This window comes from Streptomyces adelaidensis, assembly GCF_016598475.1.
Classification (GTDB): domain Bacteria; phylum Actinomycetota; class Actinomycetes; order Streptomycetales; family Streptomycetaceae; genus Streptomyces; species Streptomyces adelaidensis.
The window spans coordinates 1-26959 of record NZ_JAEMUX010000103.1; the positions used below are offsets into that span (position 1 = coordinate 1).

General features: G+C 71.5%; 22 protein-coding genes and 3 pseudogenes. 13 read left to right on the forward strand and 12 right to left on the reverse strand.

The genetic code is table 11. The features are described 5' to 3' along the window. Positions 1-63: 63 nt before the first annotated feature. A pseudogene (locus tag I8N67_RS44045) lies at positions 64-174 on the reverse strand (HipA family kinase); the annotation flags it as partial. Positions 175-423: 249 nt separating this feature from the next. On the opposite strand from I8N67_RS44045, the gene I8N67_RS36000 reads away from it, so the two are divergent. Further along, positions 424-2031: a CDP-glycerol glycerophosphotransferase family protein gene (locus tag I8N67_RS36000; protein ID WP_200308496.1), complete on the forward strand. Its 1608-nt coding sequence runs from the start codon at positions 424-426 to the stop codon at positions 2029-2031. A gap of 24 nt (positions 2032-2055) precedes the next feature. Here I8N67_RS36000 and I8N67_RS44400 read toward each other — a convergent pair whose 3' ends face one another. Both I8N67_RS44400 and I8N67_RS36010 read right to left on the reverse strand, forming a co-directional pair. Beyond that, complete coding sequence (locus tag I8N67_RS44400) at positions 2056-4179, reverse strand: tetratricopeptide repeat protein (protein ID WP_200308497.1); 2124 nt, start codon at positions 4177-4179, stop codon at positions 2056-2058. 27 nt (positions 4180-4206) lie between these two features. Continuing rightward, positions 4207-5784, reverse strand: coding sequence for an IucA/IucC family protein (locus I8N67_RS36010; RefSeq protein ID WP_200308498.1), 1578 nt, complete (start codon positions 5782-5784; stop codon positions 4207-4209). 219 nt (positions 5785-6003) lie between these two features. Between I8N67_RS36010 and I8N67_RS36015 the strand changes: the two genes are divergently transcribed. From I8N67_RS36015 to I8N67_RS36025, 3 genes are read left to right on the forward strand one after another with little or no spacing between them, the layout of a single operon-like run. Then, positions 6004-7545 carry an IucA/IucC family protein gene (locus I8N67_RS36015; RefSeq protein ID WP_200308499.1) on the forward strand — a complete coding sequence of 514 codons (1542 nt, stop codon included), beginning with the start codon at positions 6004-6006 and terminating at the stop codon, positions 7543-7545. A gap of 51 nt (positions 7546-7596) precedes the next feature. Beyond that, positions 7597-8874, forward strand: a complete 1278-nt coding sequence (locus I8N67_RS36020; protein ID WP_200308500.1) for a VWA domain-containing protein — start codon at positions 7597-7599, stop codon at positions 8872-8874. Continuing rightward, on the forward strand, positions 8874-9686 hold the full coding sequence (locus tag I8N67_RS36025) for a hypothetical protein (protein ID WP_200308501.1): 813 nt from the start codon (positions 8874-8876) through the stop codon (positions 9684-9686). The genes I8N67_RS36020 and I8N67_RS36025 overlap by 1 nt, the downstream gene beginning before the upstream one ends. Positions 9687-9950: 264 nt before the next feature. Here I8N67_RS36025 and I8N67_RS36030 read toward each other — a convergent pair whose 3' ends face one another. Then, positions 9951-10586: a winged helix-turn-helix transcriptional regulator gene (locus I8N67_RS36030; protein WP_200308502.1), complete on the reverse strand. Its 636-nt coding sequence runs from the start codon at positions 10584-10586 to the stop codon at positions 9951-9953. An 86-nt stretch (positions 10587-10672) separates the two neighbouring features. Here I8N67_RS36030 and I8N67_RS36035 point away from each other — a divergent pair, with 86 nt between their 5' ends. From I8N67_RS36035 to I8N67_RS36050, 4 genes are all read left to right on the forward strand, one after another. Then, positions 10673-11881, forward strand: coding sequence for a pyridoxal phosphate-dependent aminotransferase (locus I8N67_RS36035; protein WP_200308503.1), 1209 nt, complete (start codon positions 10673-10675; stop codon positions 11879-11881). A gap of 59 nt (positions 11882-11940) precedes the next feature. Beyond that, on the forward strand, positions 11941-12474 hold the full coding sequence (locus I8N67_RS36040; RefSeq protein WP_200308504.1) for an HAD domain-containing protein: 534 nt from the start codon (positions 11941-11943) through the stop codon (positions 12472-12474). A 42-nt stretch (positions 12475-12516) separates the two neighbouring features. After that, positions 12517-13116 (forward strand): histidine phosphatase family protein, encoded by a 600-nt coding sequence (locus I8N67_RS36045; RefSeq protein ID WP_200308505.1) that lies wholly within the window; start codon positions 12517-12519, stop codon positions 13114-13116. Between the two features lie 84 nt (positions 13117-13200). Beyond that, positions 13201-13854 (forward strand): hypothetical protein, encoded by a 654-nt coding sequence (locus I8N67_RS36050; protein ID WP_200308506.1) that lies wholly within the window; start codon positions 13201-13203, stop codon positions 13852-13854. Positions 13855-13963: 109 nt separating this feature from the next. Here I8N67_RS36050 and I8N67_RS36055 read toward each other — a convergent pair whose 3' ends face one another. After that, the gene (locus I8N67_RS36055) at positions 13964-15658 is read right to left on the reverse strand and encodes a peroxidase family protein (protein ID WP_200308507.1); all 1695 of its coding nucleotides are present in this window, start codon (positions 15656-15658) and stop codon (positions 13964-13966) included. Positions 15659-16044: 386 nt separating this feature from the next. Here I8N67_RS36055 and I8N67_RS36060 point away from each other — a divergent pair, with 386 nt between their 5' ends. Beyond that, positions 16045-18252 (forward strand): alpha-N-acetylglucosaminidase, encoded by a 2208-nt coding sequence (locus tag I8N67_RS36060; protein ID WP_200308508.1) that lies wholly within the window; start codon positions 16045-16047, stop codon positions 18250-18252. A 96-nt stretch (positions 18253-18348) separates the two neighbouring features. Next, complete coding sequence (locus I8N67_RS36065; RefSeq protein WP_307835468.1) at positions 18349-19176, forward strand: chitosanase; 828 nt, start codon at positions 18349-18351, stop codon at positions 19174-19176. Positions 19177-19380: 204 nt separating this feature from the next. Here the strand turns inward: I8N67_RS36065 and I8N67_RS36070 are convergent, their stop codons facing one another. The 6 genes from I8N67_RS36070 to I8N67_RS36095 all read right to left on the reverse strand — a co-directional run bounded on the left by I8N67_RS36070 (position 19381) and on the right by I8N67_RS36095 (position 23581). Next, entirely contained in the window at positions 19381-20760 is a 1380-nt protein-coding gene (locus I8N67_RS36070; RefSeq protein ID WP_200308509.1) for an 8-oxoguanine deaminase, read from the reverse strand. Between the two features lie 10 nt (positions 20761-20770). Continuing rightward, positions 20771-21673 carry a factor-independent urate hydroxylase gene (gene pucL / locus I8N67_RS36075; RefSeq protein ID WP_200308510.1) on the reverse strand — a complete coding sequence of 301 codons (903 nt, stop codon included), beginning with the start codon at positions 21671-21673 and terminating at the stop codon, positions 20771-20773. Positions 21674-21678: 5 nt separating this feature from the next. Beyond that, positions 21679-22113 carry a hydroxyisourate hydrolase gene (gene uraH / locus I8N67_RS36080; RefSeq protein ID WP_200308511.1) on the reverse strand — a complete coding sequence of 145 codons (435 nt, stop codon included), beginning with the start codon at positions 22111-22113 and terminating at the stop codon, positions 21679-21681. Then, positions 22110-22640 (reverse strand): 2-oxo-4-hydroxy-4-carboxy-5-ureidoimidazoline decarboxylase, encoded by a 531-nt coding sequence (gene uraD, locus I8N67_RS36085; protein ID WP_200308512.1) that lies wholly within the window; start codon positions 22638-22640, stop codon positions 22110-22112. Before uraD ends, uraH begins: the two co-directional genes overlap by 4 nt. A 297-nt stretch (positions 22641-22937) precedes the next feature. Then, complete coding sequence (locus I8N67_RS36090; protein WP_200308513.1) at positions 22938-23306, reverse strand: helix-turn-helix domain-containing protein; 369 nt, start codon at positions 23304-23306, stop codon at positions 22938-22940. After that, positions 23303-23581, reverse strand: a complete 279-nt coding sequence (locus tag I8N67_RS36095; RefSeq protein ID WP_200308514.1) for a hypothetical protein — start codon at positions 23579-23581, stop codon at positions 23303-23305. The genes I8N67_RS36090 and I8N67_RS36095 overlap by 4 nt, the downstream gene beginning before the upstream one ends. 535 nt (positions 23582-24116) lie before the next feature. On the opposite strand from I8N67_RS36095, the pseudogene I8N67_RS36100 reads away from it, so the two are divergent. Then, a pseudogene (locus tag I8N67_RS36100) lies at positions 24117-24191 on the forward strand (hypothetical protein); the annotation flags it as partial. 20 nt (positions 24192-24211) lie between these two features. Here I8N67_RS36100 and I8N67_RS36105 read toward each other — a convergent pair. Next, positions 24212-24478, reverse strand: coding sequence for a hypothetical protein (locus tag I8N67_RS36105; RefSeq protein ID WP_200308515.1), 267 nt, complete (start codon positions 24476-24478; stop codon positions 24212-24214). 451 nt (positions 24479-24929) lie between these two features. On the opposite strand from I8N67_RS36105, the gene I8N67_RS36110 reads away from it, so the two are divergent. Both I8N67_RS36110 and I8N67_RS36115 read left to right on the forward strand, forming a co-directional pair. Continuing rightward, positions 24930-25769 (forward strand): TIM barrel protein, encoded by an 840-nt coding sequence (locus tag I8N67_RS36110; protein WP_200308516.1) that lies wholly within the window; start codon positions 24930-24932, stop codon positions 25767-25769. Between the two features lie 93 nt (positions 25770-25862). After that, positions 25863-26813: pseudogene (locus I8N67_RS36115) on the forward strand (2-hydroxy-3-oxopropionate reductase); the annotation flags it as partial. Positions 26814-26959: the final 146 nt, after the last annotated feature.

The window sequence follows — 26959 nt, forward strand, 5'->3', positions numbered from 1 at the left end:
ACAAGCATCGGCGCAGGTCAGAGACATCGATGGCCGCATAGGCGCAGGTCAGCGCCGCCTAGTGGACAACTTCACGACGTACGTCCCCAGGTCGTCGGCCTCGACGACTCCGGCCACGGAGCCGCCCGCCCTGAGGGGGTTCACGTATCGAACTGCGGTCACTTCGCGGAGCACACGGGCCACTGTAAATCAGCTGCCCTCCCTCCCCACCGGCATTTTCCGTGCCAGGGGCCCCTGGGTACGATCGCTGGCATGCCGCCCGCCGACCCGCACATACCCGGACTGACCTGGGGAAACGACATACCCACCCAACCCTCGCGGACTAGAATGGAAACTGCCGCGGGAGCCGGGAGCCGGGAGCCGGGAGCCGGGAGCCGGGAGCCGGGAGCCGGGGAGCCGGGGAGCAAGAGTGTTCTGTTCGCGGTGCGTTCCGCCGTCGCTCTTCACCGGCTGCTCGATGTGCTGCCCGTCTTCCAGGGTGATCACCGGATACGGCGTCGTTTCACGCTGACGCCGGGTTCGGACTTCGGTATCGACGCGCTGGCCGTGCTGGAGGCCGCCGGTGCGCGCACCGTGCCGTGGCGGACGGCGCTCGGCACGACGTACGACCTGATCGTCGCCGCGAGCCCCAAGGGTCCGCTGGACCGGTTGCGCGGCCCTTTGGTGTTGCTGCCGCACGGCGCGGGCTTCAACAAGACGGTCAGTGGTGAGGGCGCCCAGGACTCGGCGTCCGGGCTCGACCCGGCGTATCTGATCCGGGACGGACGGCCGCTGGCGGCGCTGCACGCGTTCGCGCATCCCGGCCAGACGGCCCGGTTGGCCGAGCGTTGCCCTCAGGTGGCGGACCGTGTCGCCGTCGTCGGCGATCCGACGCTGGACCGGGTCCTGGACTCCCGCACACTGCGCGACCGCTACCGCACCGCCCTCGGTACCGGCGACCGTCGGCTCGTCGTGCTCCTGTCGACCTGGGGACCCGAGTCGCTGCTGGCCCGCCGGCCGACGCTGCCCGAGGAGCTGTGCCACGAACTCCCCGTGGACGAATACCAGTTGGCGCTGATCGCGCACCCCAACGCGCACAGCGATCCCGGCAGCTTCGAGCTGGCCGAGCGGCTGCCCCGTGAGGTGGTGCTGGCCCGGCCCCACGAGGAGTGGGCGGCGGTGCTCGTCGCCTCGGACGCCGTGATCTCGGACCACGGCTCGACCGCCCTGTACGCGGCGGCGCTGGACCGGCCGGTGGTGGGGGCGTACGACGGAGGGACCGAGCTGTTGGCGGGCACGCCCATGCACCGGCTGCTCGGTTCCGTTCCGCGGCTGCGAGCTCCGGGCGAACTGGGCGCCGCGCTCGACGCCCACCGTCCGGGGGTGCCCAGTGCGGCGGCCCGTACGGCCTTCGACACCGCGCTGCGTGGGCGGGCCCTGGAGCGGCTGCGTGAGGAGTTGTACGGGCGGCTGGGCATCGAGCCCCGGACGCCGGCGCCCGTCCCGCGGCTGCTGCCGGTCCCGCGTCCGCCGGTGGATCCGCTGCCCGCCGTGCATGGGGTGCGCGTCGAGGTCGCGGGCGATCTACTGAGCGTCGAACGCCGGCCCGCCCGGGCCGACGGCCCGCCGCCGCACCATCTGGCGGCCGAGGCGGACGCCGCGGGCGCGCGGGCCGTGGAGAGCGCGGGGCTGCTGTACCGCACCTCTCCCGGGGACGCTCCCGGGCTGTGGCTGCCCGGGGAGTGGACGGCGGAGGCGCTCGCCCGCCACCCCGGCTGCCGGACGGCCGGGGTGATCCTCTCCCCCGACCGGTGTCTGGTACGGCGGCGGGCGGCGCCGGACACGGTGCTGGAGTCGCGTGTCGAGCCGGTCCGGGAGGGGGACCGGCTCCTCCTCCCGGACCCGGCCGCGATCCTGTCGGCCGTGCACGCCCTGCCCGACGCCGCGTTCGCCGGGGCCGTACACACCGACTTCGGCTGCCGGGTCGGGCCGCGTACCTACCGGGTGCGGCTCCGCCGGGCCCCCGCGACCACGCCCTCAACCACGCCCTGAGGCGCGTACGGGTGAACGGCCGCCTCAGGCGTCCGGGTCCCCGGCGGTGCCCTCCTGCTCGGCCGGCGCGCCCAGCGCGTCGAGGACGCGCTCCTCGTCGAAGGACGACCCGCGCCGACGCGCCCCGGCCAACGCGTCCTCGTACAACTCACGTGCCTCGGTGTGGAGTCGGAGCCTGCGCAGGACCCCGGCCAGTTCGAAGCCGATGCGCGTGGTCATGCGTTCCCGGCCCTGCTCCAGCGCCGCCGTGTGCGCCGACCTCAACTGGTCCCGCGCACGGTCCAGTTGGCCCAGGGCAGCGGACGACCTGCCCATCAGGTATTCGAGGAGCAGCACACCGTAGGGGTTGGGAGTCTCCTGATGGATCGCCAGAGACCGTTCGTAGTACGGCAGGGAGTCGGCCCACCGCTCCTGTTCTGCCTCGACGCGGCCCCGGAACTCCAGGGCGGAGGCGCGGAGGCGAGGGTCGGCCTCGTGCAGGGCGCGGGCGCCGTCGACAGCGGTGTCCAGGACCTGCTGTGCCTCCGCGTAGCGGCCCTGCGACCACAGCGGCCTCGCGAGGAGGCAGCGCATACGGACGACCGCCGCCGGTGACCGCCCGTCGCGCAGGGCCGCTTGGAGCCCGGTGTGGAACACCTCGGCGGCGTCGGTGTGGCGCGGGTGGTCGAGGTAGTGGGTCCAGAGGGGTTCGCACAGGGCCCAGGCCTCCGGGTACGCCTCGTAGGCGTAGGCGATCCGCACGCAGGCGTGGAGCACCTCGCGTTCGGCCTCCATCCAGCGGATGGCCGGCGCCTTCCCCTCGCCGACGAACCTGACGTCGACCGCTCCGGCCTGGGCGTCGGCCAGGGCGGCGAAGGTCATACGCGACCCGGCGCCCTCCCGGTCCGCCAGCTGGGCCTGGCGCAGATACCAGCGGATCAGACGCAGTACGGCGTCCACGGCCGGTCCGCGTCGCTCGGTGCCGAACCCCGCGTCCCGGGCGCGGCGCTGCGCGTGCGCGCGGACCAGGCCGTGCATCCGCAGGTGGCCGTCGTACACCTCGGTGAGGCCGCCGCGCAGGAGTTCCTCGACGGCGTCGTCGGCCGCGTCCCGGCCCTCCCCGAAGAGCGCGACCACCGCGGCCAGCGTCAGGTCGTGGGCCGGTGCCGCCGCGAGGAACCAGTACAACCGGCGTGCCGATTCGGTCAGTTCGTCATGAGCCACGTCCCACACCGCTTCCGTCTCCGGCAGTCCCCGCAGGCGCAGCCGCCCGGCGAAGTCGTCGAGCAGCCTGACCAGTCGGCGCACCGGGTGAGCGAGGAGGAGCTTCCCGGCGGTCTCCAGGGCCAGGGGCAGCCCCTCGCACAGGTGCACGACCGCGCGGACCGCCTCCGGGTCGTCGGCGAGCCGTTCCTCCCCCGCCCAGGCGGCGAGCAGCGCGATCGCGTCGTTGTCATCCAACGGCCGTACGGGCAGGTCGACATGGCCTCTTCCCGGCAGGTTGAGAGGTACTTGGCCGGCCAGGAGGGCCACGCTCTCCTCCGAGGTGGGCAGCAGCTGCTCCGCCTCCTCAGGGGTACGGACGTTGTCGACCACGAGGACGATCCGCCGGTCGTACGTCTTCTCGCGGTACTGCTTCACCCGGTCCGCGTGTGCCTGCTTCAGTTCCTCCTCCGCCACTCCGAGGCCGCCGAGCAGTTCGCCGAGGACTTCTCCGACATCGACGCAGCCGTCGCGCCGGTACGACTCCAGGTCCGTGTAGAGCACGCTCACCTCGCGCCGCTCCCGCCGGGCGTGGACTTCCAGCTTCCGGGCGAGCCGGCAGCCGAACGTCGTCTTCCCGACCCCGCGCAGTCCGCTCAGCACGGCGACCAGGGGCCGCCCGTCGCCTCGCCACGCGTGTACGGCGTCCATGAACCGGGTCTCCTCGGCCCGCCGGTCGACGAACGTCGCTATTTCCGGCGGCAGTTGGACCGGCTCGCGCCGGGGCGGTCCTGGCCGGGTCTCGTAGATGTGCACATGCCCGACCTGTTGCGCCTGGAAGAGGTTCTCGATGCGCGCGTTCCCGCCCACGGTGTTGTGGGTGTCCCCGCGCCGGCCCCTGTCTCCGTTGTCGGCGTTGTCGTCGTTGCCGCCCATGCCGCCGCCCCTGCCGCCCTCGTCGCTCACGGACCGAACTCTAGGCGCGCGAATGAATCACCGTGAAGTTCCCCCGCTCCACAGCGGGTTGGCCAGCGGCAGATAGCGCGCGTCCGCCCCGTCCGCGCCCGTCCAGCGCAGCAGCAGGTTCGTCTTGCCGGGCAGGGTGGGCGAGTTGAGGAGTTCGGCGGCCTCGGGCACCTCGGCGTGGCGCGCCAACTCCCGCCGTGCGGCGGCCCAGAGGTCGACGCCGGGGTGGTGTTCGTCGACGGCCGCCGCGATCTCCAGGAGGTTGTTGACGAACAGGGTGTACACGAGCCGTTCCCAGCCCGCCTCACGGGTCACGTCCGTCAGGAGCTTCACGCCCTCGGCGTCGCGGTAGAGGGCCTGGACGGGGGTGCCGGCGGAGTCGCAGGCGACGACGGTGTTCTGCAGGTGGGCCTCCAGGACGACTCCATGGCGGTGGAAGGCGTCGAGGGCGGGAGGCACCACCGCGCGCAGATACGCCTCCCACCACGCCTCGGGGGCGGCGGTGCGGACCAGGGGGTTGCCCGGGAAGGCTTCGGTGCCTTCGGTGAGGGCGGCGGCGAGGAAGGGTGTCGTGCCCGGGGCCACGTGGCCGCCCAGACCGTCCCGCACCAGTACCGCCAGCTCCTCGAAGGCGAAGCCGGCGGTGCGGTAGCCGCGGTCGCTGAGCCAGGCGCCCGGAGATTCGGCGAACGCGGCGTTGACCGCGCGGTCCGTGCGTCTCAGCTTGAGCAGGTCGTGGCGCCACAGGCGGCGCACGTCGTTGGTGATGCGCACGTCCAGGCTGAACTTGAGGAAAAGGTCCGCGTCGGAGGGCACTGCGGGGGCCGGGGGCCCGATGAGGACCGTGCCGGGGACGTACACCGTCCGGATCGCCGCCGTGGGCCACACCTCGCCGTCCGTCCGGCCCAGTCGTACGAGCCGGCCGTCGGCGAAGGCCTCGGTCAACTCGCCGCCGACGAGGTCGAGTTGCCAGGGGTGGGCCGGTAGCAGCCGGTAGCCGGGCGGGGCCGTGCCGAGGGTGTCGAGGGCGGTGGTGTCGCCCTCCTCGACCACGGCGTCCTCGCGGACGCCGAGGAGGGTCAGCGGGAAGTGGGCGTACGCCTCGGGCGCGTACGGAAGCCAGGCGGCGGCCGGACCGCCGCCGCGGGCCTTGGGGGCGGGGTGGTGGGGGTGCCCGGTGATCAGGGACTGCTCGGAGCGCCGGTACGGGTCCTCGGGGGCCCTCGCGTGAGTGCGCGCGGTGAGGACGGCGGCCACGGCCTCGCGGCTTTCGAGCATCTCGGCGGGCAGTTCGGAGTTGGTCAGGCCGGTGCGGCGGCGGAGTTCCTCGGCGGTGAGTTCGACGAGTTCGGCGTGGGTGAGGCGGTGCCAGGTGCCCGCCGTGCGCACCTCGGGGTCGGTGGGGCGCCGGGTGCCGCGTACCCGCAGGAGGCGGCCGCCGGCCTTGAGGCGGTGCACTCCGGTCGCGCCCGGCTCGGCGGGCTCCGCCGCCTCCCGCAGGAGACAGTTGAGCAGCGGTGCGGCGGCGAGGGCGTCGGCGGCGGTACCGACGTCGTCGCGAGGCGGGCTGGCGTCCACTGGATCCACGGGGTCCATTCGTTCCATACGGTGCACTCGTGATCAGTATGTCCGCCCGTCATGCGTCGCGGCGGAGGCGGGCGGGCAGTGGTCGTACGCCGCTGTCGATGCTGTTCCCGTACCCGTTCGAACCTCTCTCCGCACCCGCCAGCGGCTGTCCCCGCCCCGGACCGACGCACCCCCGGCCACTGACCCGCCCTGGCCCCGCACCGTCCGACGCAGTACCCGAACCCGAGGAGCCCGCCCGTGGACCGTCACCCGATGTCCGACGCCGAGGCGGCGCTCGGCGCCGAGCTGGGCGCCGTACGCCCCGATCTGACGCCGCCGTACGCGACCGCGCTCCCCGGCGCCCGGGCGGCCGTGCTGTCCCGGCTGTGGCGGGGGTTTGTCCATGAGCCGCTGCCCTGGGTGGTACGTCGGGAGGCGGCGGCCGGGGGCGGCGGGATCACACTGCGTCTCGCCGACGGCCGCCGGCTGCACGGGCCGCCCGTGGATCCGTACGGCACCGACGAGCAGGTCGGGGAGGTGTGGTTGGAGGAGCGGTCGTACGACCGTCCGGCGCGGCTCATGTCGGCCCTGGCCGTACCGCACAGCGCCGCCTTCGCCGCCGAACTCGACCACAGTGTCGCCTCGTTGGCGCTGTCCCGCGCCGATCAGCCGACCGCTGCCGCGTCGCCGGTGACGAGCTGGGAGTGGGAGCAGCTGGTCGTCGACGGGCACCCCTTCCACCCCAACTGCCGTTCCCGGCCCGGCTTCTCGGTGGGCGACCAGCTCGCCTACGGGCCGGAGCACCGGCAGGTGGTCCGGCTGGGGCTGGCTCCGGTGGACGACGCGCTGGTCGTCGGGGAGTGGCCGGAGCGGTTCCGGGACGGGGGCCGGGTGCTGGTCCCGGTCCATCCGTGGCAGGCGGCCCATGTGCTCAAGTGCCCGCTGGGGGAGGTGATCGAGGCGCATCCCCTGATGTCGCTGCGCACCCTCGCGCTCCCGGACGGCGGACCGCACGTCAAGACCGCGCTGAGCGCCCGGTTGACCTCCTCCGTGCGGGACATCTCGGTCTACTCGATCGAGACCTCGGCGATCGTCTCGGACTTCATGGCGGAGGTCGCCGCCCGCTCTGACGGGCTGCTGCACGTGACCCGTACCCTCGGCGCGGTGACCGCCGGTTCGCCCGATCTCGCGGCGGTGCTGCGGGAGTCGCCGGAGACGTACGCGGACACGGCCACCGGTGAGCGGGTCGTGCCGGTGGCCGCGCTCGGGGCGACCGGGCTGCCCCGGTCGGCGTCCTGGCTGGCGGACTTCACCCGACTCGCGCTCACGGTCTGCCTCCGGCTGCTCGACCTGGGCGTGGCCCTGGAGGCGCACGGCCAGAACCTGCTGGTGGTCCTGGCCCCGTCGGGTGCCCCCCGCCGCCTCGTCTACCGCGACCTCGCGGACATCCGGGTGAGCCCGGCGCGCCTGGCCCGGCACGGCATTCCGGCCCCGGCGATGAGCGGCCGCATCATCACCGACGACGAGACCACCCTGCGCCGCAAGCTGTTCGGCGCCCTGATCACGGGCACGCTCGGCGCCACGGCCGGCTCGACGCCCGTACTGCGCGAGGCGCTCTCCACGGCCGTACGGGATCTGCCGCGCACTGCCGATCTCGGCACGTTGCTGGAGGGGCCCGTACCGACGAAGGCGTTGACGCTGATGCGACTTTCGCCGGAGCGGCCGGGCGACATCTGGGCGGAGGTGGCGAGTCCGTTGGGGCGGAACCAGGAGGGGCCGGGCGCGCTGTCCGCCCGGTGAACGGCCGGTCTCGTTTTGAAGCGTGGGCCCTTGGATCAATAGGATCCGCCGATGATCACAAGACAAAGGCTGGCAGCAGGGGTGTTCACCCTGTTCGCCGCCCTGACGGCCGGGATCGCGGTCCCGTCCACGGCCGTCGCCGACGAGACCACGGCCACCGCGCCCAAGGTCAACCTCCTGCTGGACGTCAGCGGTTCGATGCGGGCGAAGGACATCGACGGGCAGTCCCGGATGGCCGCGGCGAAGCAGGCGTTCAACGAAGTACTGGACGCCACACCCGAGGAGGTCCAGCTCGGCATCCGCACCCTCGGCGCCGACTACCCGGGAGACGACCGCAAGACGGGCTGCAAGGACACCGCGCAGCTCTACCCCGTGGGTCCGCTGGACCGCACCGAGGCCAAGACGGCGGTCGCGACACTCACGCCGACCGGCTGGACCCCGATCGGCCCCGCCCTGCTGAAGGCGGCCGACGATCTGGAGGGCGGCGAGGGCACCAAGCGCATCGTGCTGATCAGCGACGGCGAGGACACCTGCGCCCCGCTCGATCCGTGTGAGGTGGCCCGCGAGATCGCGGCGAAGGGCATCGGCCTGACCATCGACACGCTCGGCCTGGTGCCCAACGCCAAGATGCGCCTCCAGCTGAGCTGTATCGCCGAGGCGACCGGCGGCAGCTACACCTCGATCGAGCACCGCGACGAACTCACCGACCGGGTCAACCAGTTGGTCGACCGGGCCGCCGATCCGGTGGTCGTGCCGCAGGCCGTCGAGGGCGCCGACACATGCGCGAAGGCGCAGACCATCAAGTCGGGTCTGTATACCGACCGCGAGGAGTTCGGCCAGCAGCGCTGGTACCGCGTCGATGTGAAGCCGGGCCAGGAACTGCGTGCATCGGTGAGCGTCGCGGCGGACCGCGAGGTCAACCCGGACTACGGCGTGCTGCTGCGCGCGGTGACCGTCAAGAACCGCGAGATCGTACGCGGCGAAGCGGCCGGCAACGGGCGTACCGATGTCATCTCGACCGGTCTGCGCTATCCGAAGGCGGAGGCCGAGGACGCAGAGGATTCCGCGGACGAGGACGTCGCCGAGAGCGTGTGTCTCCAGGTGACCAACTCCTACTCGCCTGCGAGCGGGGTCAAGACCACACCCGGTCTGCCGCTCGAAATCACCGTCGACGTCGTGGACGGGCCGGACCAGGCGAGCGATGTGGCCTCCTTCGGGCTCGGCCGCGGCTGGTGGCTGCTCGGTGTGCTGGTGCTCGTCGGGTTCCTGGCGGGAGTGCTGTGGGGCTGGCTGTCACGCTGGCGCCTCGCGGTCTGGAGGACCAACTGATGCGTTTCACCCGTGTGTTGAGTGCGGCTCTGCTGATGCTGGGCGTAGCCGTGTCCCCGGCCGTCGCCGACTCCACCCCCTCCGCGAGCCCCTCGGAGGACGGTGACGCGCCCACCGAGGCGGGCACCTCCTTCCGTACGGCCACGGAGTTCGAGCAGGGGCAGACCGCGACGGCGAGCGCCTCGACCGGCGACTACCTGTACTGGTCCTTCCCGGCCGACGCCGGGCAGCGGCCCACCGTGCGGGCGACCGTCAAGCTGCCCGAGGGAGCCCAGTCCTCCTCGACCTGGCAGCTCGACGTCTACGACGGACTGCGGCGCCGCCAGGCCTGCCAGTACGGCGCGCAGACCCGCACGGCCGGGGCGGGGGCGGCCTCCGTCGAACTGGCCTGCACCCTGCGCACGGTCCGCGCCTGGTCGGAGCAGTGGGCCGACGACCCGCTGCCGGGCACGTACTACGTCCGCCTGACCACCACCCGGCTGGCCACGGCCGACCTCGGCCTTCCGGTCGGCACCGAGATCCGGGCCGACTCCAAGGACATCGGCGGTTCGGCGGCGGTCGACGGCTCACTGGCCGAGCCGTTGGTGCCGGGCATCGCCGTGACCTCCCAGGAGGACGAGGAGGGTGACTCCTCGGCGGAGGCCGTACTGTCCTCCCTCGAACCCGACGACGGCTGGGCCTCCGGCTGGTGGAGCGACCGCTGGGTATGGACCGCCCTCGGCGCCACCCTGGCCGCCCTCGCGGGCATCGGCGGCTACTCCCTGACACGGGGCACGGGCCGACCGGCGAGGATGCCGCCGCCGGGAGCCTGACTCTTCATCAAAGGCCCGCCGGACCATGCTGGTTCGGCGGGCCCTGCGCTGCCGGCCGTGCGCCTTCGACCCCGTCCGCGGGGCCCGGTGGGGCTTCTCGCGCAGTTCCCCGCGCCCCTGAAAGACACAGGCCCTGCGGGCCTGGGACCACGGTCCTGGGGGCCGAAAAGCACGGGGCGCAGCCCCTGCTTTTCAGGGGCGCGGGGAACCGCGCGACAAGCCCCGACGATCCCGCGGCCGAAAACCGACCCCACATCCCCTGCCTCAGACGTCCAGCAACTCCTTCGCCAGGGCCCCCTCCCCCACCACCTCGACCCGCCCCTGCCGGACGGCATCCCGCAAGGTCAACTCCCCCCGCTCGACCATCGCGCAGGTCTCCGAGTCGAAGGACAGCCGGGCATCCGGCTCCTCGGGGGCGGGCCCTTCCCCGTACACCGGACCGTCACCGAGGGCACCGACCCGCACATGGAACTCGCCCTCCTCCAGCCGCACTTCGACCAGCCCGGCGCTCCCGCCGTCAAGGCCCCGCAGCAACGGCAACGCGAACCAGTGCGCCCGTAGCGCGTCCGTGGGCCGCCGCTCCCCGAGCGCCGACTCCCCCCACGCGCCCAGCGCCTGCAGCACAGGCAGCAACTCCCGCCCCCGCGCAGTGAGTTCGTACACGTACGCGACCCCTGGCGGCGGCAGCCGGCGCCGCGTGGCCAGCCCGTCCCGCTCCATGTCCTTCAGCCGCGACGCGAGGACGTCCGTGCTGACGCCGGGCAGGTCCGCGTGCAGGTCCGTGTAGCGGCGCGGGCCGGCCAGCAGTTCGCGCACGATCAGCAGGGTCCAGCGGTCACCGACGAGGTCGAGCGCCCGGGCGGCGGAACAGTACTGGTCGTAGCTTCGGCGAGGTGACATGGGACGCAGTCTAGACATGTCGTTGGACTTTCCAAGCGCCTACTTGGTAAAACCAAGCAACACAAACGAACCGGAGGGCTAGGCGCATGGAGTTCCGGCAGTCGAGCAAGCTCAGCGAGGTCTGTTACGAGATCCGCGGCCCCGTGATCGAGCACGCCAACGCACTGGAGGAGGCGGGCCACACCGTCCTGCGCCTCAACACCGGCAACCCCGCGCTCTTCGGCTTCGAGGCGCCGGAGGAGATCCTCCAGGACATGATCCGGATGCTCCCGCGGGCCCACGGCTACACCGACTCGCGCGGCATCCTCTCGGCCCGCCGGGCGGTCGCCCAGCGCTACCAGGACCGGGGCCTCGAAGTCGATGTCGACGACGTCTTCCTCGGCAACGGCGTCTCCGAGCTGGTCTCCATGGCCGTACAGGCCCTGATCGAGGACGGCGACGAGATCCTGATCCCCGCCCCCGACTTCCCCCTCTGGACGGCGGTGACGACCCTCGCCGGCGGCAAGGCGGTCCACTACCTCTGCGACGAGCAGGCCGACTGGTACCCGGACCTGGACGACATGGCGTCGAAGATCACGGACCGCACGAAGGCCGTGCTCATCATCAACCCGAACAACCCGACCGGCGCGGTCTACCCCAAGGAGATCATCGAGGGCATCCTCGACCTCGCCCGCCGCCACGGCCTGATGGTCTTCGCCGACGAGATCTACGACCAGATCCTGTACGACGACGCCGTGCACCACTCGGCCGCCGCGCTCGCCCCCGACCTGGTCGTCCTCACCTTCTGCGGCCTCTCGAAGACGTACCGCGTCGCGGGCTTCCGCTCCGGCTGGCTGGTCGTCACCGGCCCCAAACAGCACGCCCGCAACTACCTGGAGGGCCTGACGATGCTGGCCTCCATGCGGCTGTGCGCCAACGCGCCCGCCCAGTACGCCATCCAGGCCGCGCTGGGCGGCCGCCAGTCCATCACGGACCTCACCACGCCCGGCGGCCGCCTGCACGAACAGCGCGACGTCGTCTGGGAGAAGCTCAACGAGATCCCCGGCGTCTCCTGCGTGAAGCCCAAGGGCGCCCTCTACGCCTTCCCCCGCCTCGACCCCAAGGTCCACAAGATCCACGACGACGAGAAGTTCGTCCTGGACCTGCTGCTGAGGGAGAAGATCCAGGTCGTCCAGGGCACCGGCTTCAACTGGCCCACCCCCGACCACTTCCGCATCCTCACCCTCCCCCACGCGGACGACCTGGACGCGGCGATCAGCCGGATCGGGCGGTTCCTGAGCGGTTACCGGCAGTAGTACGGCAGGGCGACGAAGTTGGTGCGTCGACGCCCACCGGAGGTGGGTAACCCTTCTGCATGAGCGATCGCCCGCTGCTTCTCCTCGCCGTGGACGGCCCCCTCAACCCCTTCGGCGCCCGGTTGTGGCGTCCGCGTGGCTATGTGACCCGCCGGGTGCACCCCGCCAACTGGTCCTCCCGGCAGAAAGCGGGGTCCCGGCGGCTGCGCCGGGGCCTTCGGATCCGGCTCAACCCGGCCCACGGGGCGCAGTTGCTCGCGCTGCCGTACGAGCTGGCGTGGGCCACGACCTGGATGCACGAGGCCAACGAGATGATCGGGCCGGTGATCGGGCTGCCGCGCGACCTGCCGGTCATCGAGTTCACCAACCTCTTCGCCGAGGACCCGGACGGGCTGTACTGGAAGACCCGACGGGTCCTTCAGTGGGCGGCCGGGCGGCCCTTCGTCTGGGTCGACGACATGATCACCGATCTCGATGTACGGCATGTCGCCGCGCACCACGGCACGCCGGCGCTGCTGCTGCGGATCGATCCGCGCCGGGGGCTGCGGGAGGAGGAGTTCGCGGAGCTGGAGCGGTGGGCCCGCACTCTGTGAGGCCCCGTCGTAGGTGGTGGCGCGGGCTCGTAGCCTGGGGGCATGGGTGATCTTCTTCTTGTGCGGCACGGTGAGACCGACTGGTCGCTGTCCGGGCAGCACACCGGCCGGACCGACCTCCCGCTGACGGACAACGGCCGTGAGCAGGCGCGCGGCCTCGCTCCGCTGCTCGGCTCGCACCGTATCGGCGCCGTCTTCGTGAGCCCGCTGAAGCGGGCCGGGGAGACCGCCGAGCTGGCCGGGCTCACCGGGGCACGGGTCGACGCGGACCTCGTCGAGTGGGACTACGGCGGGTACGAGGGGGTCACGACCGTCGAGATCCACCGCACCCGGCCGGACTGGTTCCTGTTCACGGACGGGGTCGCGCCCGGACCGGCGGAGCATCCGGGAGAGAGCCCGCAGGAGGTCGGGGCGCGCGCCGACCGGATGCTGGCGAAGGCGCACGCGGCGCTGGGGAACAGCGAGGGGGACGTGGTGCTCGTGGCCCACGGGCACTTCCTGAGGGTCCTCACCGCCCGCTATCTCGGACTGCCCGCGTCCGGCGGGGCGCTCTTCCAGCTGGCCACGGGCACGGTCTGCCGCCTCGGCACCGAGCATGGGCGGCCGGTCCTCGCCGGGTGGAATGTCAGACCCTCCTCGTAGTCTTCAAGTTCTTCGACGGCTTCTAGGTCTTCGAGGGCTTCGAGGGCTTCGAGGGCTTCGGATTGGGCTGTGAGGGAGGGTTCCGTGACACGACCGCCGACCGCCGCCCAGCAGCGGATCATCGACGCCGCCGAGCCCGTGACCGGACGGCTGACGGGCACGGAGGCGCAGCTCGCGGCGCTGGTGAAGCGCGGCCTGGCCTTCCGGCACCCACGCCCGCCGCACGCCCACTTCCTGACACCGGCCGGGCATCGGATACGGGAGACGGCCCCGGCCCCCGAGGTGGCACCGGAACCCGCCGCCCCGGCCACCGCTCCCGCTCCCGCCGAGTCCGGTGTCTTCGCCGCGCGGGTCGGTGGTGAGGAGGCCGCCGAGGCCGGGCCTGCGCGTATTCGTGAGGTGCACAGTGCCTGGCAGGGGCTGCTGGAGCTGCGCCGGATGACCAATCCGGTCGGCGCCACGGACCGCCCCTGCGGCTGGGAGCGGACGCATCTGGTGCAGGCCGCCGCGCTCGCCCTGGAAGCCGCCGGCCACCGCCCGGCGGGGGTCGATGCGGCGGACACCGGCTATCGCGTACGGGCCACTCCCCAGCCGGAGGCCGTCGCCGTACGCGGCCCCGACGCCGAGGCGTTGCGCGCCTGTGCCGTGACGCTGGAGAGGGCCGGCTGGCAGGTGGGCGAGCACATGGATCGGCGTACACGGCAGCGGTACCTGCTGGCTTCGCCGAGGCGCACCTAGCGCATGAGCAAGCGCTCTGCGGGCAAGACATCTTGGCGCTGTGGTCCGCCGGGCCGGCGGGGGCACGGGTGCCTCCCGACCGGCCCCGCGGATCACGGGTGGTGACTGCTCAGCCCAGCGGGTTGAGCAGGTCCGGGTCGTTCTCGAAGGCGAACAGCAGCAGGTCCGTCATCGTGAACCTGCCCTTCTTGTGGGACGGAAGGCTCGGGCGCCAGCCCGGGCGCTTCACGATCGAGATCCGGCTGCCCTCCAACGCACGGTGGAAGACCTCGGCGACGAGGGTGCCGCCGACGCCGGTGAGACTCCCAGGGTGGGCTTCGTTGACCTCGGCCTCGCGCAGGACGTAGAACCACAGCGGGGTGTGCTCCACGAGCTGTGCGCGCTCGGCGTCGGACAGGCCCTCCAGGACGGCGCCGCCGTTGCCCCGCAGGATCTGGTCCTCCGTCAGCGGCTTGAAGCCCATCTGGGCGGCCAGTTGCGGTCCGGTGGCCAGCTCGACCATCGCGGCCCTGCTGAGGTTGCGGAACGCGAGGTTGCGCTGGATCGGCGGCGGGGCCGGGCGGCCACGGCCGTCGAAGGTGCCGGTGGGCAGCGTGGCCAGCGGGTCGACGAGCAGGGTGTCGAGCCGCTTGGCCACGTTGCCCTCGCCGTCGGGCACGACCAGGTCGTCCCGGCCGATCTCACCGAAGTCGAACAGCCTGCGGAAGTCGACGATCCAGTTGCTCGGCAGCCGCAGGTTCTCCCCCGAGTTCGGGTCGTCCAGGTCGCTCAGGTCGTCCGGGCCCGGGGTGAGGTTGCCCGCCGTGCCGCTGAACCGGAACAGCAGTCCCAGCGAGGCGATCGGGCCGGGCCCGCCCGCGCGGAACACGGCGTTCCACTGGTAGGCCCCGCGAACCATGCTGTGGCCGAGCCGGTAGGCGGCGACGGAGAACTCGATGGGCATCGTCGGCAGGTCCCCGGGACGGGTGTACCCCGGCACCTCGAAGTGCCGGCGCCCTCGGGTGAAGACCCGTTCGACGATGTCCGGGTCGACGATGCGCGGCAGGAAGTCGGTGCGCAGCATCCACTGGTAGTGCTTCACGACGATGTCCCGGGCCGCGTGGAACAGCCGGTGCTCGGGCATTCCGCTCCCGGCGAGCCGGTCGACGACGCGGTTGTGGAAGCGGATGAACGCCAGGTGGAGCTGGCCGACGGCCAGGTTCTCGTCGTTGCGCGCGTCCGGGATGAGCGGGGCGCGCTTGTCCGCCTGGGTGCCGCCGGCCGTCTCGCCGGCCCTCGGCAGGTCGAAGCCCTCCTGGTCGATGTTGGCGGGCGGCAACTCGGGCGGGAAGCCCACGCCGAGCGTCGTGCCCATCTTCAGGCGACCGTCGGACTCGTAGAAGCGGGCGCTGCTGGAGTGGTCCGGGCCCAGACCGTAGAGCGAGTCGAGGTCGAGGGCGGGGCTGCGCCCCTGGACCAGATCCTCGACCGGGACCGGCTCGCCGAGCCCGACCTGGGTGCGGTCGAGCGTCAGGTCGTGGTCGACGAACTGCCCGAGGTAGGTGAACCCCGCCGGGATCGGTGCCCCCGGGTCCCCCGAGTCGGGGTCGCCGCCGGGCGCGCCCACCGTGGTCATGGCCTCGGCGAGCTTGCCGCGCAGTGTCTCGTCGAGCTGGGCCCCCTTCTCACCGAACCTGGAGAAGCGGAAGGCCATCTGCTGCTCGGCCGCGCTCGGTACGCGCGCGACCGCGTCCCCCTTCTCGAACTCCAGGATCCGGCCCTCGTTGACGACGTAGTAGGTCTCGCGATGGTGTCGATGCACCATGTGTGTCCCCGTTCTGTCCCCCGGCTCCACGAACGGTCACAACCGGACTTACCGGTTCTCCCCGTATGTACCGGCCCCCACCGGACGTGAAGCGATCATTCGGATAAATCTCTGTTTCCCGACAACGTGTCGTGCGTGAGAGAGGGTTCCCGGGCCGAAAAATCTACTCATATTGACGTAGAACGAACGGCGTCCGCCTCGACGTCGACGGAGAGGGGAAACGGCGTCGCCGGTGATCGGAAACGGCTCGGGCCGAAGGTAGGGTCACCAGGCGGAAGGAGCCGTTCACGCCGGGTTCTCCCCCTTGTGGCCATGTGTCCGCGCACAGGTGGGGTCTCGGCGGGTATTCCTCCCAGGGCGTACCCCCATCGCACCCCGGAGACCCCATGCCGCTCGCCCGCCGTGCCCTCCTCGCCGCCTTCGCCGCCGGTTCCGCGGTCGCCTGTTCCTCGACCCGTACGATCCCCTCGGACGACGTGCCCCGCGCGGACAAGGCACCACCGACGGCCGCCGCCACGGCGGCGGCCCGGCGGCTGCTGCCCCGGCACTGGCAGCAGATCACGTTCACGGACGACGCGGAGCGTGACACCTTCCGGGTCTCGGGCGGCGCCGGTCGGCTCACCGTCGCCGGTGACACCCCGGCCACTCAACTCACCGGTCTGAACTGGTACTTGCGGCACATCGCGTATGCCGAGATCAACTGGGCGGGCGAACAGACCGACCTCCTGCCGGGCGAGCTGCCGGGCCTCGACCGGGCGGTCACGCGCCGGGCGAACGTCCCCCACCGCTTCGCCCTGAACGACACCAACGACGGCTACACGGGCGCGTACCTCGACTGGACGTACTGGGAGCGCGAGCTGGACGTGCTGGCGCTGCACGGCTACAACGAGGTCCTCGTCCACGCGGGCGCGGACGCGCTGTACCACCGGGTGTTCCAGGAGTTCGGGTACGGCGAGGAGGAGCTGCGGGAGTGGGTCCCGGGCCCGGCCCATCAGCCGTGGTGGCTGTTGCAGAACATGTCCGCCTTCCCCTCCCCCGTCTCCCGGCAGCTCCTTCAGGCGCGGGCCTCGCTCGGCCGCCGGATCGCCGGCCGGGTGCGGGAGCTGGGCATGACGCCGGTGTTCCCCGGCTACTTCGGGACGGTCCCGGCCGGTTTCGCGGAGCGCGTGCCGGGGGCGCGGACCGTGCCGCAGGGCGACTGGATGGGGTTCCCGCGCCCCGACTGGCTGGACCCGCGCACGGACGAGTTCGCGCGGGTCGCGGCGGCCTTCTACCGCGTGCAGGACGAGATGTTCGGCGGCCAGTCGACGCTGTACAAGATGGACCTGCTGCACGAGGGCGGCAAGCCGGGCGACGTACCCGTCGGTGACGCGGCCAAGGGTGTCGAGCGGGCGCTCCAGCGGTCCCGTCCGGGGGCCACCTGGGTGATTCTCGGCTGGCAGCACAACCCGCCGCGCGCGATCGTCGACGCCGTCGACAAGCGACACATGCTCGTCGTGGACGGCCTCTCCGACCGTTTCCCCACGGTCACCGACCGCGAGTCCGACTGGGGCGACACGCCGTACGCCTTCGGGTCGATCTGGAACTTCGGCGGTCACACCGCGCTCGGCGCCAACACGCCCGACTGGGCCGAGCTGTACGAGAAGTGGCGCACCAAGGGCGGGAGCAGGCTGAGCGGGGTCGCGCTGATGCCGGAGGCGGCGGACAACAACCCGGCCGCCTTCGCCCTGTTCTCCGAACTCGCCTGGCGAGAGGGTGAGTTGGACCTCAAGACGTGGTTCGCCGAGTGGGCGCACGCCCGGTACGGGGCCCATGATCCGCATGCCGAGGCCGCGTGGGACATCCTGCGCCGCACCGCGTACGGCACCACCCGCGCCGACCGGTGGAGCGAGAGCGCCGACGGCCTGTTCGGCGCCCGGCCCGCGCTGAACGCCGTACGGGCGGCCCGCTGGTCGCCGAAGCAACTCCGGTACAAGGCGGCGGACTTCGAGCCCGCGCTCGGTGAACTGCTGCGAGTGCGGGTGGAGTTGCGCGAGTCGTCGGCGTACCGGCGCGATCTTCTCGATGTGGCCCGGCAGGCCCTCTCCAACCGGAGCCGGGTCCTGCTGCCAGGGATCAAGGCGGCGTACGACGCCCGCGACACCGCGCGCTTCGACGAGTCGAGCGGGGCCTGGCTCTCGCTCATGGATCTGCTGGACGAGCTGTTGGCCACCGACTCCCGTCATCTGCTGGGCCGTTGGGTCGCGGACGCCCGTTCCTGGGGTGCGAGCGCCGCCGAGCGGGAGCAGCTGGCGTACGACAATCTGTCGCTGCTGACCGTGTGGGGAACCCGGCAGGGCGCGGACGCGGGGCTGCGGGACTACGCCAACCGGGAGTGGGCGGGGCTGGTCGGCGGGCTGTACCGGCTGCGCTGGTCGACGTACTTCGAGGAGCTGCGGGCCGCGCTGGCGCAGGGCCGGGCGCCGAAGAAGATCGACTGGTTCGCCCTGGAGGACCGCTGGACGCGTGATCCGGGGCCGCTCGCGGCCGAGCCGACCGGGGACACCTACACAGTCGCCACCCAGGTCAGGGACCGGCTCACAGCGCTCTCCTGACTGGTCACAGCTCACTGCCACGGCACCCCCACGACTTTCCAAGTCGCGCGCGCGAACCTCAACTACCTTTACAGAGCGCTCACTTGGAGAACACACGTGTCGTTGCTGCCCGCCAAAGCCGCATCACGCCGTCTGCTGCTGACCGCCCTCGGCGTCTCTCTGCCGGCCGCCCCCGTCCTGGTGGACCAGGCGGCGGACGCGGCCACCACGGCGGATACCGGGCTCGACGAACCGGCGAAGAAGGACATCGCCATGCGGCTGGTGTCCAGCGCGGAGAACTCCTCCCTGGACTGGGAGGAGCAGTACGCGTACATCGAGGACATCGACGACGGCCGCGGCTACACGGGCGGCATCGTCGGCTTCTGCTCCGGTACGAGCGACATGCTGGCCCTGGTGGAGCTGTACACCGAGCGGGTCCCGGGCAATCCGCTGGCCGGCTGTCTGACCGCGCTACGCGCGGTGAACGGCACCGACTCCCACGACGGGCTGGACCCCGGCTTCCCGGCGGCCTGGCGCGAGGCCGCCGCTACCGGCGCCTTCCGCGCGGCCCAGCGCGACGAGCGGGACCGCGTCTACTTCTCCCCGGCGCTGGCCCGGGCCGAGGCGGACGGGCTGGGCACGCTCGGCCAGTTCGTCTACTACGACGCGCTGGTCATGCACGGCCCCGGCACCGACGCCCTCAGCTTCGGCGGCATCCTTGAGCGGGCCCTCCTTCAGGCGGCTTCCCCGGCCCAGGGCGGCGACGAGACGGAGTATCTGCACGCCTTCCTCGACGCCCGGGTGTGGGCGATGGAGCAGGAGGAGGCCCACAGCGACGTCAGCCGGGTCGAGACGGCCCAGCGGGTCTTCCTCGCGGCGGGCAACCTCGATCTGGAGCTGCCGCTCGACTGGCAGGTGTACGGGGACAGTTACTCGCTCAGCTAGCGACGCTCGCCGCAGGGCGCGGAACGCTACGGGAAAACCGTTCCGGGGCGCACACGCTCATGCGCGCCCCGGAGACGGCCAACGCGGACCCCGCTGGGGTCCACGGCTTCCGGCCGAGGGCCGTCCCCCTCGGCCGGAGTTCAACTGCCGTACGTTTCAGGCGACTTGCGTACGGCGGGCCCGGTCATTCACCGGCGGGCGCCCTCATTCGCCGGCGGCGATCCGTGCCAGGCGCTGGGCCTGCGACCTCGTCGAGCGGGCGATCGCGTCCTCGTCGACGTGCAGCAGGCGGCCGTGTTCCACGATCGGCTCGCCGTTGACGAGGGACAGGGTGACCGGGGCCGCCGCGCCGAAGACCAGGGCGGTGACCGGGTCGGCGATCGACGCGTGGGCGAGGGTGTCGAGCTTCCAGAGGACGAGGTCGGCGAGCTTGCCGGCCTCCAGGGAGCCGATCTCGCCTGCCCGGCCCAGCACTTGGGCGCCGCCGTAGGTGCCGAGGCGCAGTGCCTGGCGGGCGTTGAGGGCGGCTTCGCGGTAGGCGCCGAGGCGGTTGATGAGGAGGGCGTTGCGCAGTTCGGTGTGGAGTTCGCCGGACTCGTTCGACGCGGTGCCGTCGACGCCGAGGCCGACGGGGACGCCGGCGGCCAGCATGTCCGGGACGCGGGCGATGCCCGCCGCCAGCCTGGCGTTGGAGGACGGGCAGTGGGCGACACCCGTCTTCGTACGGGCGAAGGCGTCGATGTCGGAGTCGTTCATGTGGACGCAGTGCGCCATCCACACGTCCTCGCCGAGCCAGCCCGTCGACTCGAAGTAGTCGGTGGGGCCCATGCCGAACAGCTCGTGGCAGAACTTCTCCTCCTCGACCGTCTCCGAGCCGTGGGTGTGCAGGCGCACGCCCTTGCGGCGGGCCAACTCGGCACCCCGCCTGAGGAGTTCGGTGGAGACGGAGAAGGGGGAGCAGGGCGCCACGACCACCTGGGTCATCGCGCCGAAGGAGGCGTCGTGGTGCTCGTCGACGGTCGCCTCGGTGGCGGCGAGCGCGCCCTCAAGGCTCTCCACGGCGAAGTCCGGCGGCAGACCGCCGTCCTTCTCGCTGCGGTCCATGGAGCCGCGCGCGAGGGTGAAGCGGACGCCCATCTCGCGTGCCGCCTGGATGATCGAGCCCGACAGATCGCCGGAACCCTTCGGGAAGACGTAGTGGTGGTCCATCGCGGTCGTCACCCCGCCGCGGGCCATCATGCCGAGCGAGCCCTGGGCCGCCGCGTACGTCATACGTTCGTCGATGCGCGCCCAGGTCGGGTAGAGCGCGACGAGCCAGTCGAAGAGGTTGTGGTCGGTGGCGAGGCCCCGGGTGATCCACTGGTAGTAGTGGTGGTGGGTGTTGACCAGGCCGGGGGTCACCAGGTGGCCGGTCGCGTCGATCCGGCGTACGACGTCCGTCAGTCCCTCCGGCGCCCTGCCCGCCCCGACCGACTCGATCACGTTGTCCGCGACGACCACATGACCCGAGGTGTGCTCGGTGTCCTTCGCGTCCACGGTCGCGATCGCCGCGTTCTCGATGACGATGCGCTGGGTTGCTGCCATGGTTCGTCCTTCAGAGGTTGGTGAGGTCCGCCGGGATCTTCTCTTCGCACCCGTCCCGCAGGACGGTGGCCTCGATCAGGCCGTAGGGGCGGTCGGCGGCGAAGTACACGGCTCCGTCGGCGGTGTCGTTCTTCAGTCCGAACGGGGTCAGGTCGACGAGGAAGTGGTGCTTGTTCGGGAGGGAGAAGCGGACCTCGTCGATCTCGTCGCGGTGGTCGATGATCCGCGCGCCCATCTGGTACAGCGTCTGCTGGAGCGAGAGCGAGTACGTCTCCGCGAAGGCCTGGAGCATGTGCCGCTTGACCTGCGCGTAGGACTCCTCCCAGTCGGGCATCGGCCGCTCGTCGTCGGTCCAGTCGAAGCGCCAGCGGCCGGAGACCTCGGTGGCGAGGATGCGGTCGTGCGCCTCGGGGAGGGTCGTGTACTTGTCCTTGACGTAGCCCCAGAACTCGGAGTCGGTCGAGTTGAGGACCGTCAGGTCCTTGAGGCCGGAGAGGACCTCCCACGACGAGCCGTCGTACGTGATCTGGGCCAGCCGGGTCTCCTGACCCTTGCGGACGAAGGAGTGCGCGCCCTCACCGCCGTGCTCGACGCGCTCCCAGGAGTACTCCTCGACGCGGATCCGGGCCCGGTGGATGGCCGGCTGGGAGGTCACGAAGTGCCGGGCGAGGTGGATGCCGAACTGTTCGGCGGACTCGATGCCGTGCTCCTTGGCGAAGGCGTACACCGTGTTCTTGGTGGTGTCCGTCGGCAGGACGTTCGCGTTCGAGCCGGAGTAGTGGACCTCCTCCATGTCGCCGCTCAGCGACACGGAGACGTTCAGGTCCTTGATGTGGTGGGTGGCGCCGTCCCGCGTGATCTTGACGACCCGGTTCTCGGCCTTGCCGTACTGGTTGCTTCCCAGGATGGGCATATTCGCTAGCTCCCTCGGTATACGGAGTAGCCGAACGGGTTGAGCAGCAGCGGTACGTGGTAGTGCTCGCCGGGCTTGACGGCGAACGTGATGACCACCTCGGGGAAGAACACACCGCTGTCCCGATTCGCGGGGGCGTCCTGCTGCGCATCGGCTTGCTTGTTCGCGGACTTGGTCACGGAGTTGTTCGCGGACTTGTCCGTGGATTTTTCGAGGTACGGCTCGACCTCGAAGTCGAGCCGTACGTGCGTGGTGCCCGCCGGCAGCGCCGGCAGGTCCTTGCACCGTCCGTCGGCGTCGGTCGCGGAGCCGCCGAGTTCCCGCCACTTGGCCGTCCGCCCGGTGCGGGCGGCGAGCCGGACGGCGACGCCCCGGGCGGGGCGGCCGACGCTGGTGTCCAGGATGTGCGTGGACACCGAGGCGGTGGTGCTGGTGCTCATGCGGGTGCGTCCTCTTCGACGAGTCGGGCCAGCCGGATGCGGTTGATCTTGCCCAGTTCGGTGCGGACGATCTCGCGTTCCCGCTCCGGCGGGTTGCCGATCCGCTCCCTTACCGCGTCGCGCATCTGCTCGCCGGTACGGCCGGTGGCGCAGATCAGGAATACGTGACCGAACCTGTCCTGGTAGGCCAGGTTCAGTTCGAGCATCTCCGCCCTGAGCTCGTCGGAGGCGCCCGCCATGCCGCGCTGCTCGCGGGCCGAGGTCGGGTCGCCCGGCTCCGGACGGCCGATCGGCGGATGCCCGGCCATCGCCTCCGCCAGATCCTCGGCGGTCAGCCCGGCCATGACGGCGTCACTGGCGGCGAAGAGGTCCTCGACAGTGGCGTACGGGCGGCCGGCGAGCAGCCCGCGCCCCCATGCCGCCGAGGCGCACGCCTCGTGGAGCGCCGCGGCCGCCGCGTGCTCCGCCAGGGCGTTGAACCGGGCGAGACCCGGCGTCGAAGAGCTCGTCGAGGAACTCGAAGTCACGGGAGCCTCCGTGGCCGTATTGCTGGACTTGGCTACGGCAAGCTAATGCCCTGCGACGACATCGCGTCAACAGTTTGTTGAAAAATTGCGGTTACGGGGGCCTCTCGAAGCCGCCGGATCCTGTCCGGCGGATCAGGTCGCAGGAGGCCACCAGTGCCTCATGAGCGCAACCGAACGGGGCTTGGTGCGTACGGCTGCAAGGCGGGGGTGGCGCCTCGCGTCCGCGACATGATCCGCCGGACAGGACCCAGACGCCCTTCAGGCCTGCCGCACGCACCTCGCGGTCAGGCCTCCCGCTCAGGCCTCTTTCTCGCGGTTGAGGTAGTTGTAGACGGTGAAGCGGCTGACGCCGAGCGCGCTCGCGACGGTCTCCACGCCGTGGCGCACGGAGAAGGCTCCGCGCGCCTCCAGTATCCGTACGACCTCCTGCTTGGCCTTGCGGTCGAGGTCGGCCAGCGGCTTGCCGTGCTTGCGCTCCAGCGCGGCCAGGATGTGATCCAGCGACTCGGCGAGCTGCGGCAGTCGTACGGCGACGACGTCGGCACCCTCCCAGGAGAGGACGACGTCGTCGGGGCCGGCCTCGCCGGGCGGCAGCATGACCCCGCCCATGGCGTCGACCAGGGGCTTGACCGCCGCGACGAAGGGCTGATCGCCGGTGCCGGTCACGCGTCGGCCTCCCCGTTCTCGGCGGCCGCCCCGGTCTCCCCGATCACATTGACTTGCAGTGAGATCCGGGTCGCTCCGGACTCCAGGGTCCTGCGCAGCAGGGCGTCCACGGCGGTGAGTACGGCGTCGGCGCTCCCCTCGGCCGTGTTGCCGAACGGGCCGACGTCCACCGCGTCCAACTCGGCCGCCTCGATGACCCCACGGGCCACGAGCGCGTGCGCCGGGGCCTCGTCGAGGTCGAAGGGCTCGGTCGTGAACTCCACTCGCAATCGCATAGTTCGTTCCCCCAGAACGCGCCTCTGATCTGCACCTTTACCCAGATCGCCCACCGCGAGGGCGCATCAGGGCACAACGGGAACGCCTCAGTCGACCGCTTCACAGCGGCGATGCGCCCCAGGCCGATCAATTTCACTGCGACAGAGCCGGTTCGTCCGCCACGAGGGGACCCTAACCGACCAAGGCATCCCCCGCCCTACACGTCGCCAAGCCGCCCGCACAGCACCATGGTCCAGTAGCTCAGCCGGCGTCCGAGGACGTCGAAGGTACGGGTGACGCTGTCGGCGCTCGGCGAAGAGGCCCGGGTGAAGTGCTGTTCTGACGGGGGTCAGCGGTCAGGGCGGATCTTGTTGCGGCGGAGCGTTGACCGTCTCGGCGTCGAGGAACCGCGCGATCGAAGTCAGACACTGGATACGTCCACAATGGCCCAGCTGCCGTCCTTCTGCTCTGCTGGGAGAGACATGACAACCAACCCCTCGGCAAGGGACGGCTTCGCGCTGAAGTGGTTTCAAGAGCAGCTACAGCACGAATGAAGGCCCGGAGTGCGTTGAAGTCGCCTTCGCCCCCCAGCAGTGGGCCACCTTCGTCACGTACGCCGCCGATCGCTGACGTACGACGGGCTGACGCCCCTACCCGGGCAGGTAAGGGCTCGCCTTGCCGTACCAGTTGACGCGCAGGGTGTCGCGGGCGCGGCGCCGGGGGTCCGTGCCGCGGTAGCGCTGGACGACGGAGGCGCGGGGGATGACGCCGTCGCGGGCACCGACGATGGCGAGCCTCTGGTATTCGAGGCCCTTGAAGTGGTGCATGGTGCCGACATGGATGTCACCGTCTCCCTTGACGCCGTCATTGGTGAGTTCGGCGGCGGTGAGTTCGGCCCCGGTCGCCAGGTGGTACATGACCTGGTTGACGGCTTCGCGGTCGGCGACGCAGACCGCGATGCTGCAGCGGGGGTCGTGGCCTTGCCGTCGGCTCCGCCGGTGGCGAGTTCCTGGCGCCAGGCCCGGAGTGTGGTGACGAGGTGGGCGAGTTCGTCGTCCCATGAGTCGCAGCGGACGAGTTCGGGGCCTTCCTCGCCGACGAGCAGCCGCCCGTCCGCAAGCGCCTCCAGGACCAGCCACTCCGGGCCACGTTTGAGGTCCTTCCAGGGAATGCCGCCGCCGAGGACCGTCTGGCCAGTGCCCGCCGTCGTCCGTCGTCACCAACAGGCCGCCCACGCCGTGCCGTTTCCCACCGAGCCCTCTTGACAAGCCCGAGCCGACGGCGGCAATCTTCCATTAAGCAGAAATAGATTTCCACAATACGGAATTACAGATTTATAGCGTACTAGCGGAAGGGAGCGCCGACCCCATGGGATTCACAGAGCAGCGCTTCAACGTCAACCTGTCGATCCTCTTCACGGAACTCCCGCTCCTGGAGCGCCCGGCGGCCGCCGCCGCGGCCGGCTTCACGGCGGTCGAGCTGTGGTGGCCCTGGGTCGACTCCCCCACGCCCGCGCAGTCGGAGCTGGACGCCCTGCGGCGTACCGTCGAGGACGCGGGTGTACAGCTGAACGGGCTGAACTTCTACGCCGGACAGCTGCCCGGACCCGACCGGGGCGCGCTGTCGCTCCCGGGCGAGGAGTCGGAGAGGTTCCGCGCCAATATCGACGTGGTCGCGGACTTCGCCGGATCGCTCGGCTGCAAGGCGCTCAACGCCCTGTACGGCAACCGGGTCGCCGGCGTGGACCCGGCCGAGCAGGACGCGCTCGCGCTGCGGAACCTGGTCCTGGCGGCGCGGGCGGCCGAACGGATCGGCGCGATCCTGCTGATCGAGGCCCTGAACAAGCCGGAGTCGCCGCTCTACCCGCTGGTGTCGGCCCCGGCCGCCGTGGGCGTCGTCGACCGGGTCAACCAGGCGTCGGGCCTCGGCAACGCGCGCTTCCTCATGGACCTCTACCACCTGTCCATGAACGGCGAGGACCTGCCGCGGGTGATCGCCGAGTACGCCGGCAGGACCGGCCATGTGCAGATCGCCGACAACCCGGGCCGCGGCGCCCCCGGCACGGGCACCCTCCCGCTGGACGACCTCCTCGACCGGCTGGGCAAGGCCGGTTACGAGGGCTGGGTCGGCCTGGAGTACAAGCCGGGCGACCGGCCGAGCGCCGAGGCCTTCGAGTGGCTCCCCCGAGAGTCCCGCGCGGCGCGCTGAGCGCCCCCCACGACGGACGGCAGCCGGCAGACCGCAGATGACGGACGACGGACCGGCAGACGGCAGACGGCAGACGGCAGACGGCAGACGGCAGACGGCAGACGGCAGACGGCAGACGGCAGACGGCAGAGCAGCCAGAGAGGCACCCTCACCATGAGCAATCTTCCCAAGGTCGCCTGGATAGGCCTCGGCATCATGGGCTCCCCCATGTCCGAGAACCTGGTCAAGGCGGGTTACGACGTCACGGGTCACACCCTGGAGCAGGACAAGCTCGATCGGCTGACCGCCGCAGGCGGCACCGCCGCGGGCTCCATCGCCGAGGCCGTGCGCGACGCCGACGTGGTCATCACGATGGTGCCGGCGTCGCCGCAGGTCGAGGCCATCGCATACGGCCCCGACGGCATCCTGGAGAACGTCCGGCCGGGCGCCCTGCTGATCGACATGTCGTCCATCACCCCGCAGACGTCGGTGGAGCTGGCGAAGGCGGCGAAGGACAAGGGGGTCCGGGTGCTGGACGCCCCCGTCTCCGGCGGTGAGGCCGGGGCGGTCGAGGCCGTGCTGTCCATCATGGTCGGCGGCGAGCGGGCCGACTTCGACGAGGCCGAGCCGATCTTCGAGGCGCTCGGCAGGACCATCGTGCTGTGCGGCCCGCACGGCTCCGGACAGACCGTGAAGGCCGCGAACCAGCTGATCGTCGCCGTGAACATCCAGGCGTGCGCCGAGGCCGTGGTCTTCCTGGAGAAGTCGGGCGTGGACCTGACGGCGGCGCTCGACGTCCTGAACGGCGGGCTCGCCGGCTCGACCGTGCTGACCCGCAAGAGGGACAACTTCCTGAACCGGGACTTCAAGCCTGGCTTCCGTATCGACCTGCACCACAAGGACATGGGCATCGTCACGGACGCCGCCCGCACCGTGGGCGCGGCCCTCCCCGTCGGCGCCGTGGTGGCCCAGCTGATCGCCTCGCTGCGCGCGCAGGGCGACGGCGGCCTGGACCACTCGGCCCTCCTGCGGTCCGTGGAACGCCTCTCCGGCGCCCAGCTCTGAGCCCGGCAGCCCCCTCCACCCCCAGTCTCCGGTCCGCGGCGGCGCCGACATCTGTCCGGTCGCGCCCAGGTGCCGCCGCGGACCGGAACCCGAAACAGTCGACCGGGACCGGAACGGACGACTGAGACCGGAACCCGCGCAGCCAA

Coding starts and splice junctions, on each gene's coding strand:
- I8N67_RS36010 (WP_200308498.1), bottom strand. CDS start 5,784: ATGGAACGAATGGACCCCGTGGATCCAGTGGACGCCAGCCCGCCTCGC.
- I8N67_RS36020 (WP_200308500.1), top strand. CDS start 7,597: ATGATCACAAGACAAAGGCTGGCAGCAGGGGTGTTCACCCTGTTCGCC.
- I8N67_RS36025 (WP_200308501.1), top strand. CDS start 8,874: ATGCGTTTCACCCGTGTGTTGAGTGCGGCTCTGCTGATGCTGGGCGTA.
- I8N67_RS36030 (WP_200308502.1), bottom strand. CDS start 10,586: ATGTCACCTCGCCGAAGCTACGACCAGTACTGTTCCGCCGCCCGGGCG.
- I8N67_RS36035 (WP_200308503.1), top strand. CDS start 10,673: ATGGAGTTCCGGCAGTCGAGCAAGCTCAGCGAGGTCTGTTACGAGATC.
- I8N67_RS36040 (WP_200308504.1), top strand. CDS start 11,941: ATGAGCGATCGCCCGCTGCTTCTCCTCGCCGTGGACGGCCCCCTCAAC.
- I8N67_RS36045 (WP_200308505.1), top strand. CDS start 12,517: ATGGGTGATCTTCTTCTTGTGCGGCACGGTGAGACCGACTGGTCGCTG.
- I8N67_RS36055 (WP_200308507.1), bottom strand. CDS start 15,658: ATGGTGCATCGACACCATCGCGAGACCTACTACGTCGTCAACGAGGGC.
- I8N67_RS36060 (WP_200308508.1), top strand. CDS start 16,045: ATGCCGCTCGCCCGCCGTGCCCTCCTCGCCGCCTTCGCCGCCGGTTCC.
- I8N67_RS36070 (WP_200308509.1), bottom strand. CDS start 20,760: ATGGCAGCAACCCAGCGCATCGTCATCGAGAACGCGGCGATCGCGACC.
- pucL (WP_200308510.1), bottom strand. CDS start 21,673: ATGCCCATCCTGGGAAGCAACCAGTACGGCAAGGCCGAGAACCGGGTC.
- uraH (WP_200308511.1), bottom strand. CDS start 22,113: ATGAGCACCAGCACCACCGCCTCGGTGTCCACGCACATCCTGGACACC.
- I8N67_RS36095 (WP_200308514.1), bottom strand. CDS start 23,581: ATGCGATTGCGAGTGGAGTTCACGACCGAGCCCTTCGACCTCGACGAG.
- I8N67_RS36105 (WP_200308515.1), bottom strand. CDS start 24,478: ATGTACCACCTGGCGACCGGGGCCGAACTCACCGCCGCCGAACTCACC.
- I8N67_RS36110 (WP_200308516.1), top strand. CDS start 24,930: ATGGGATTCACAGAGCAGCGCTTCAACGTCAACCTGTCGATCCTCTTC.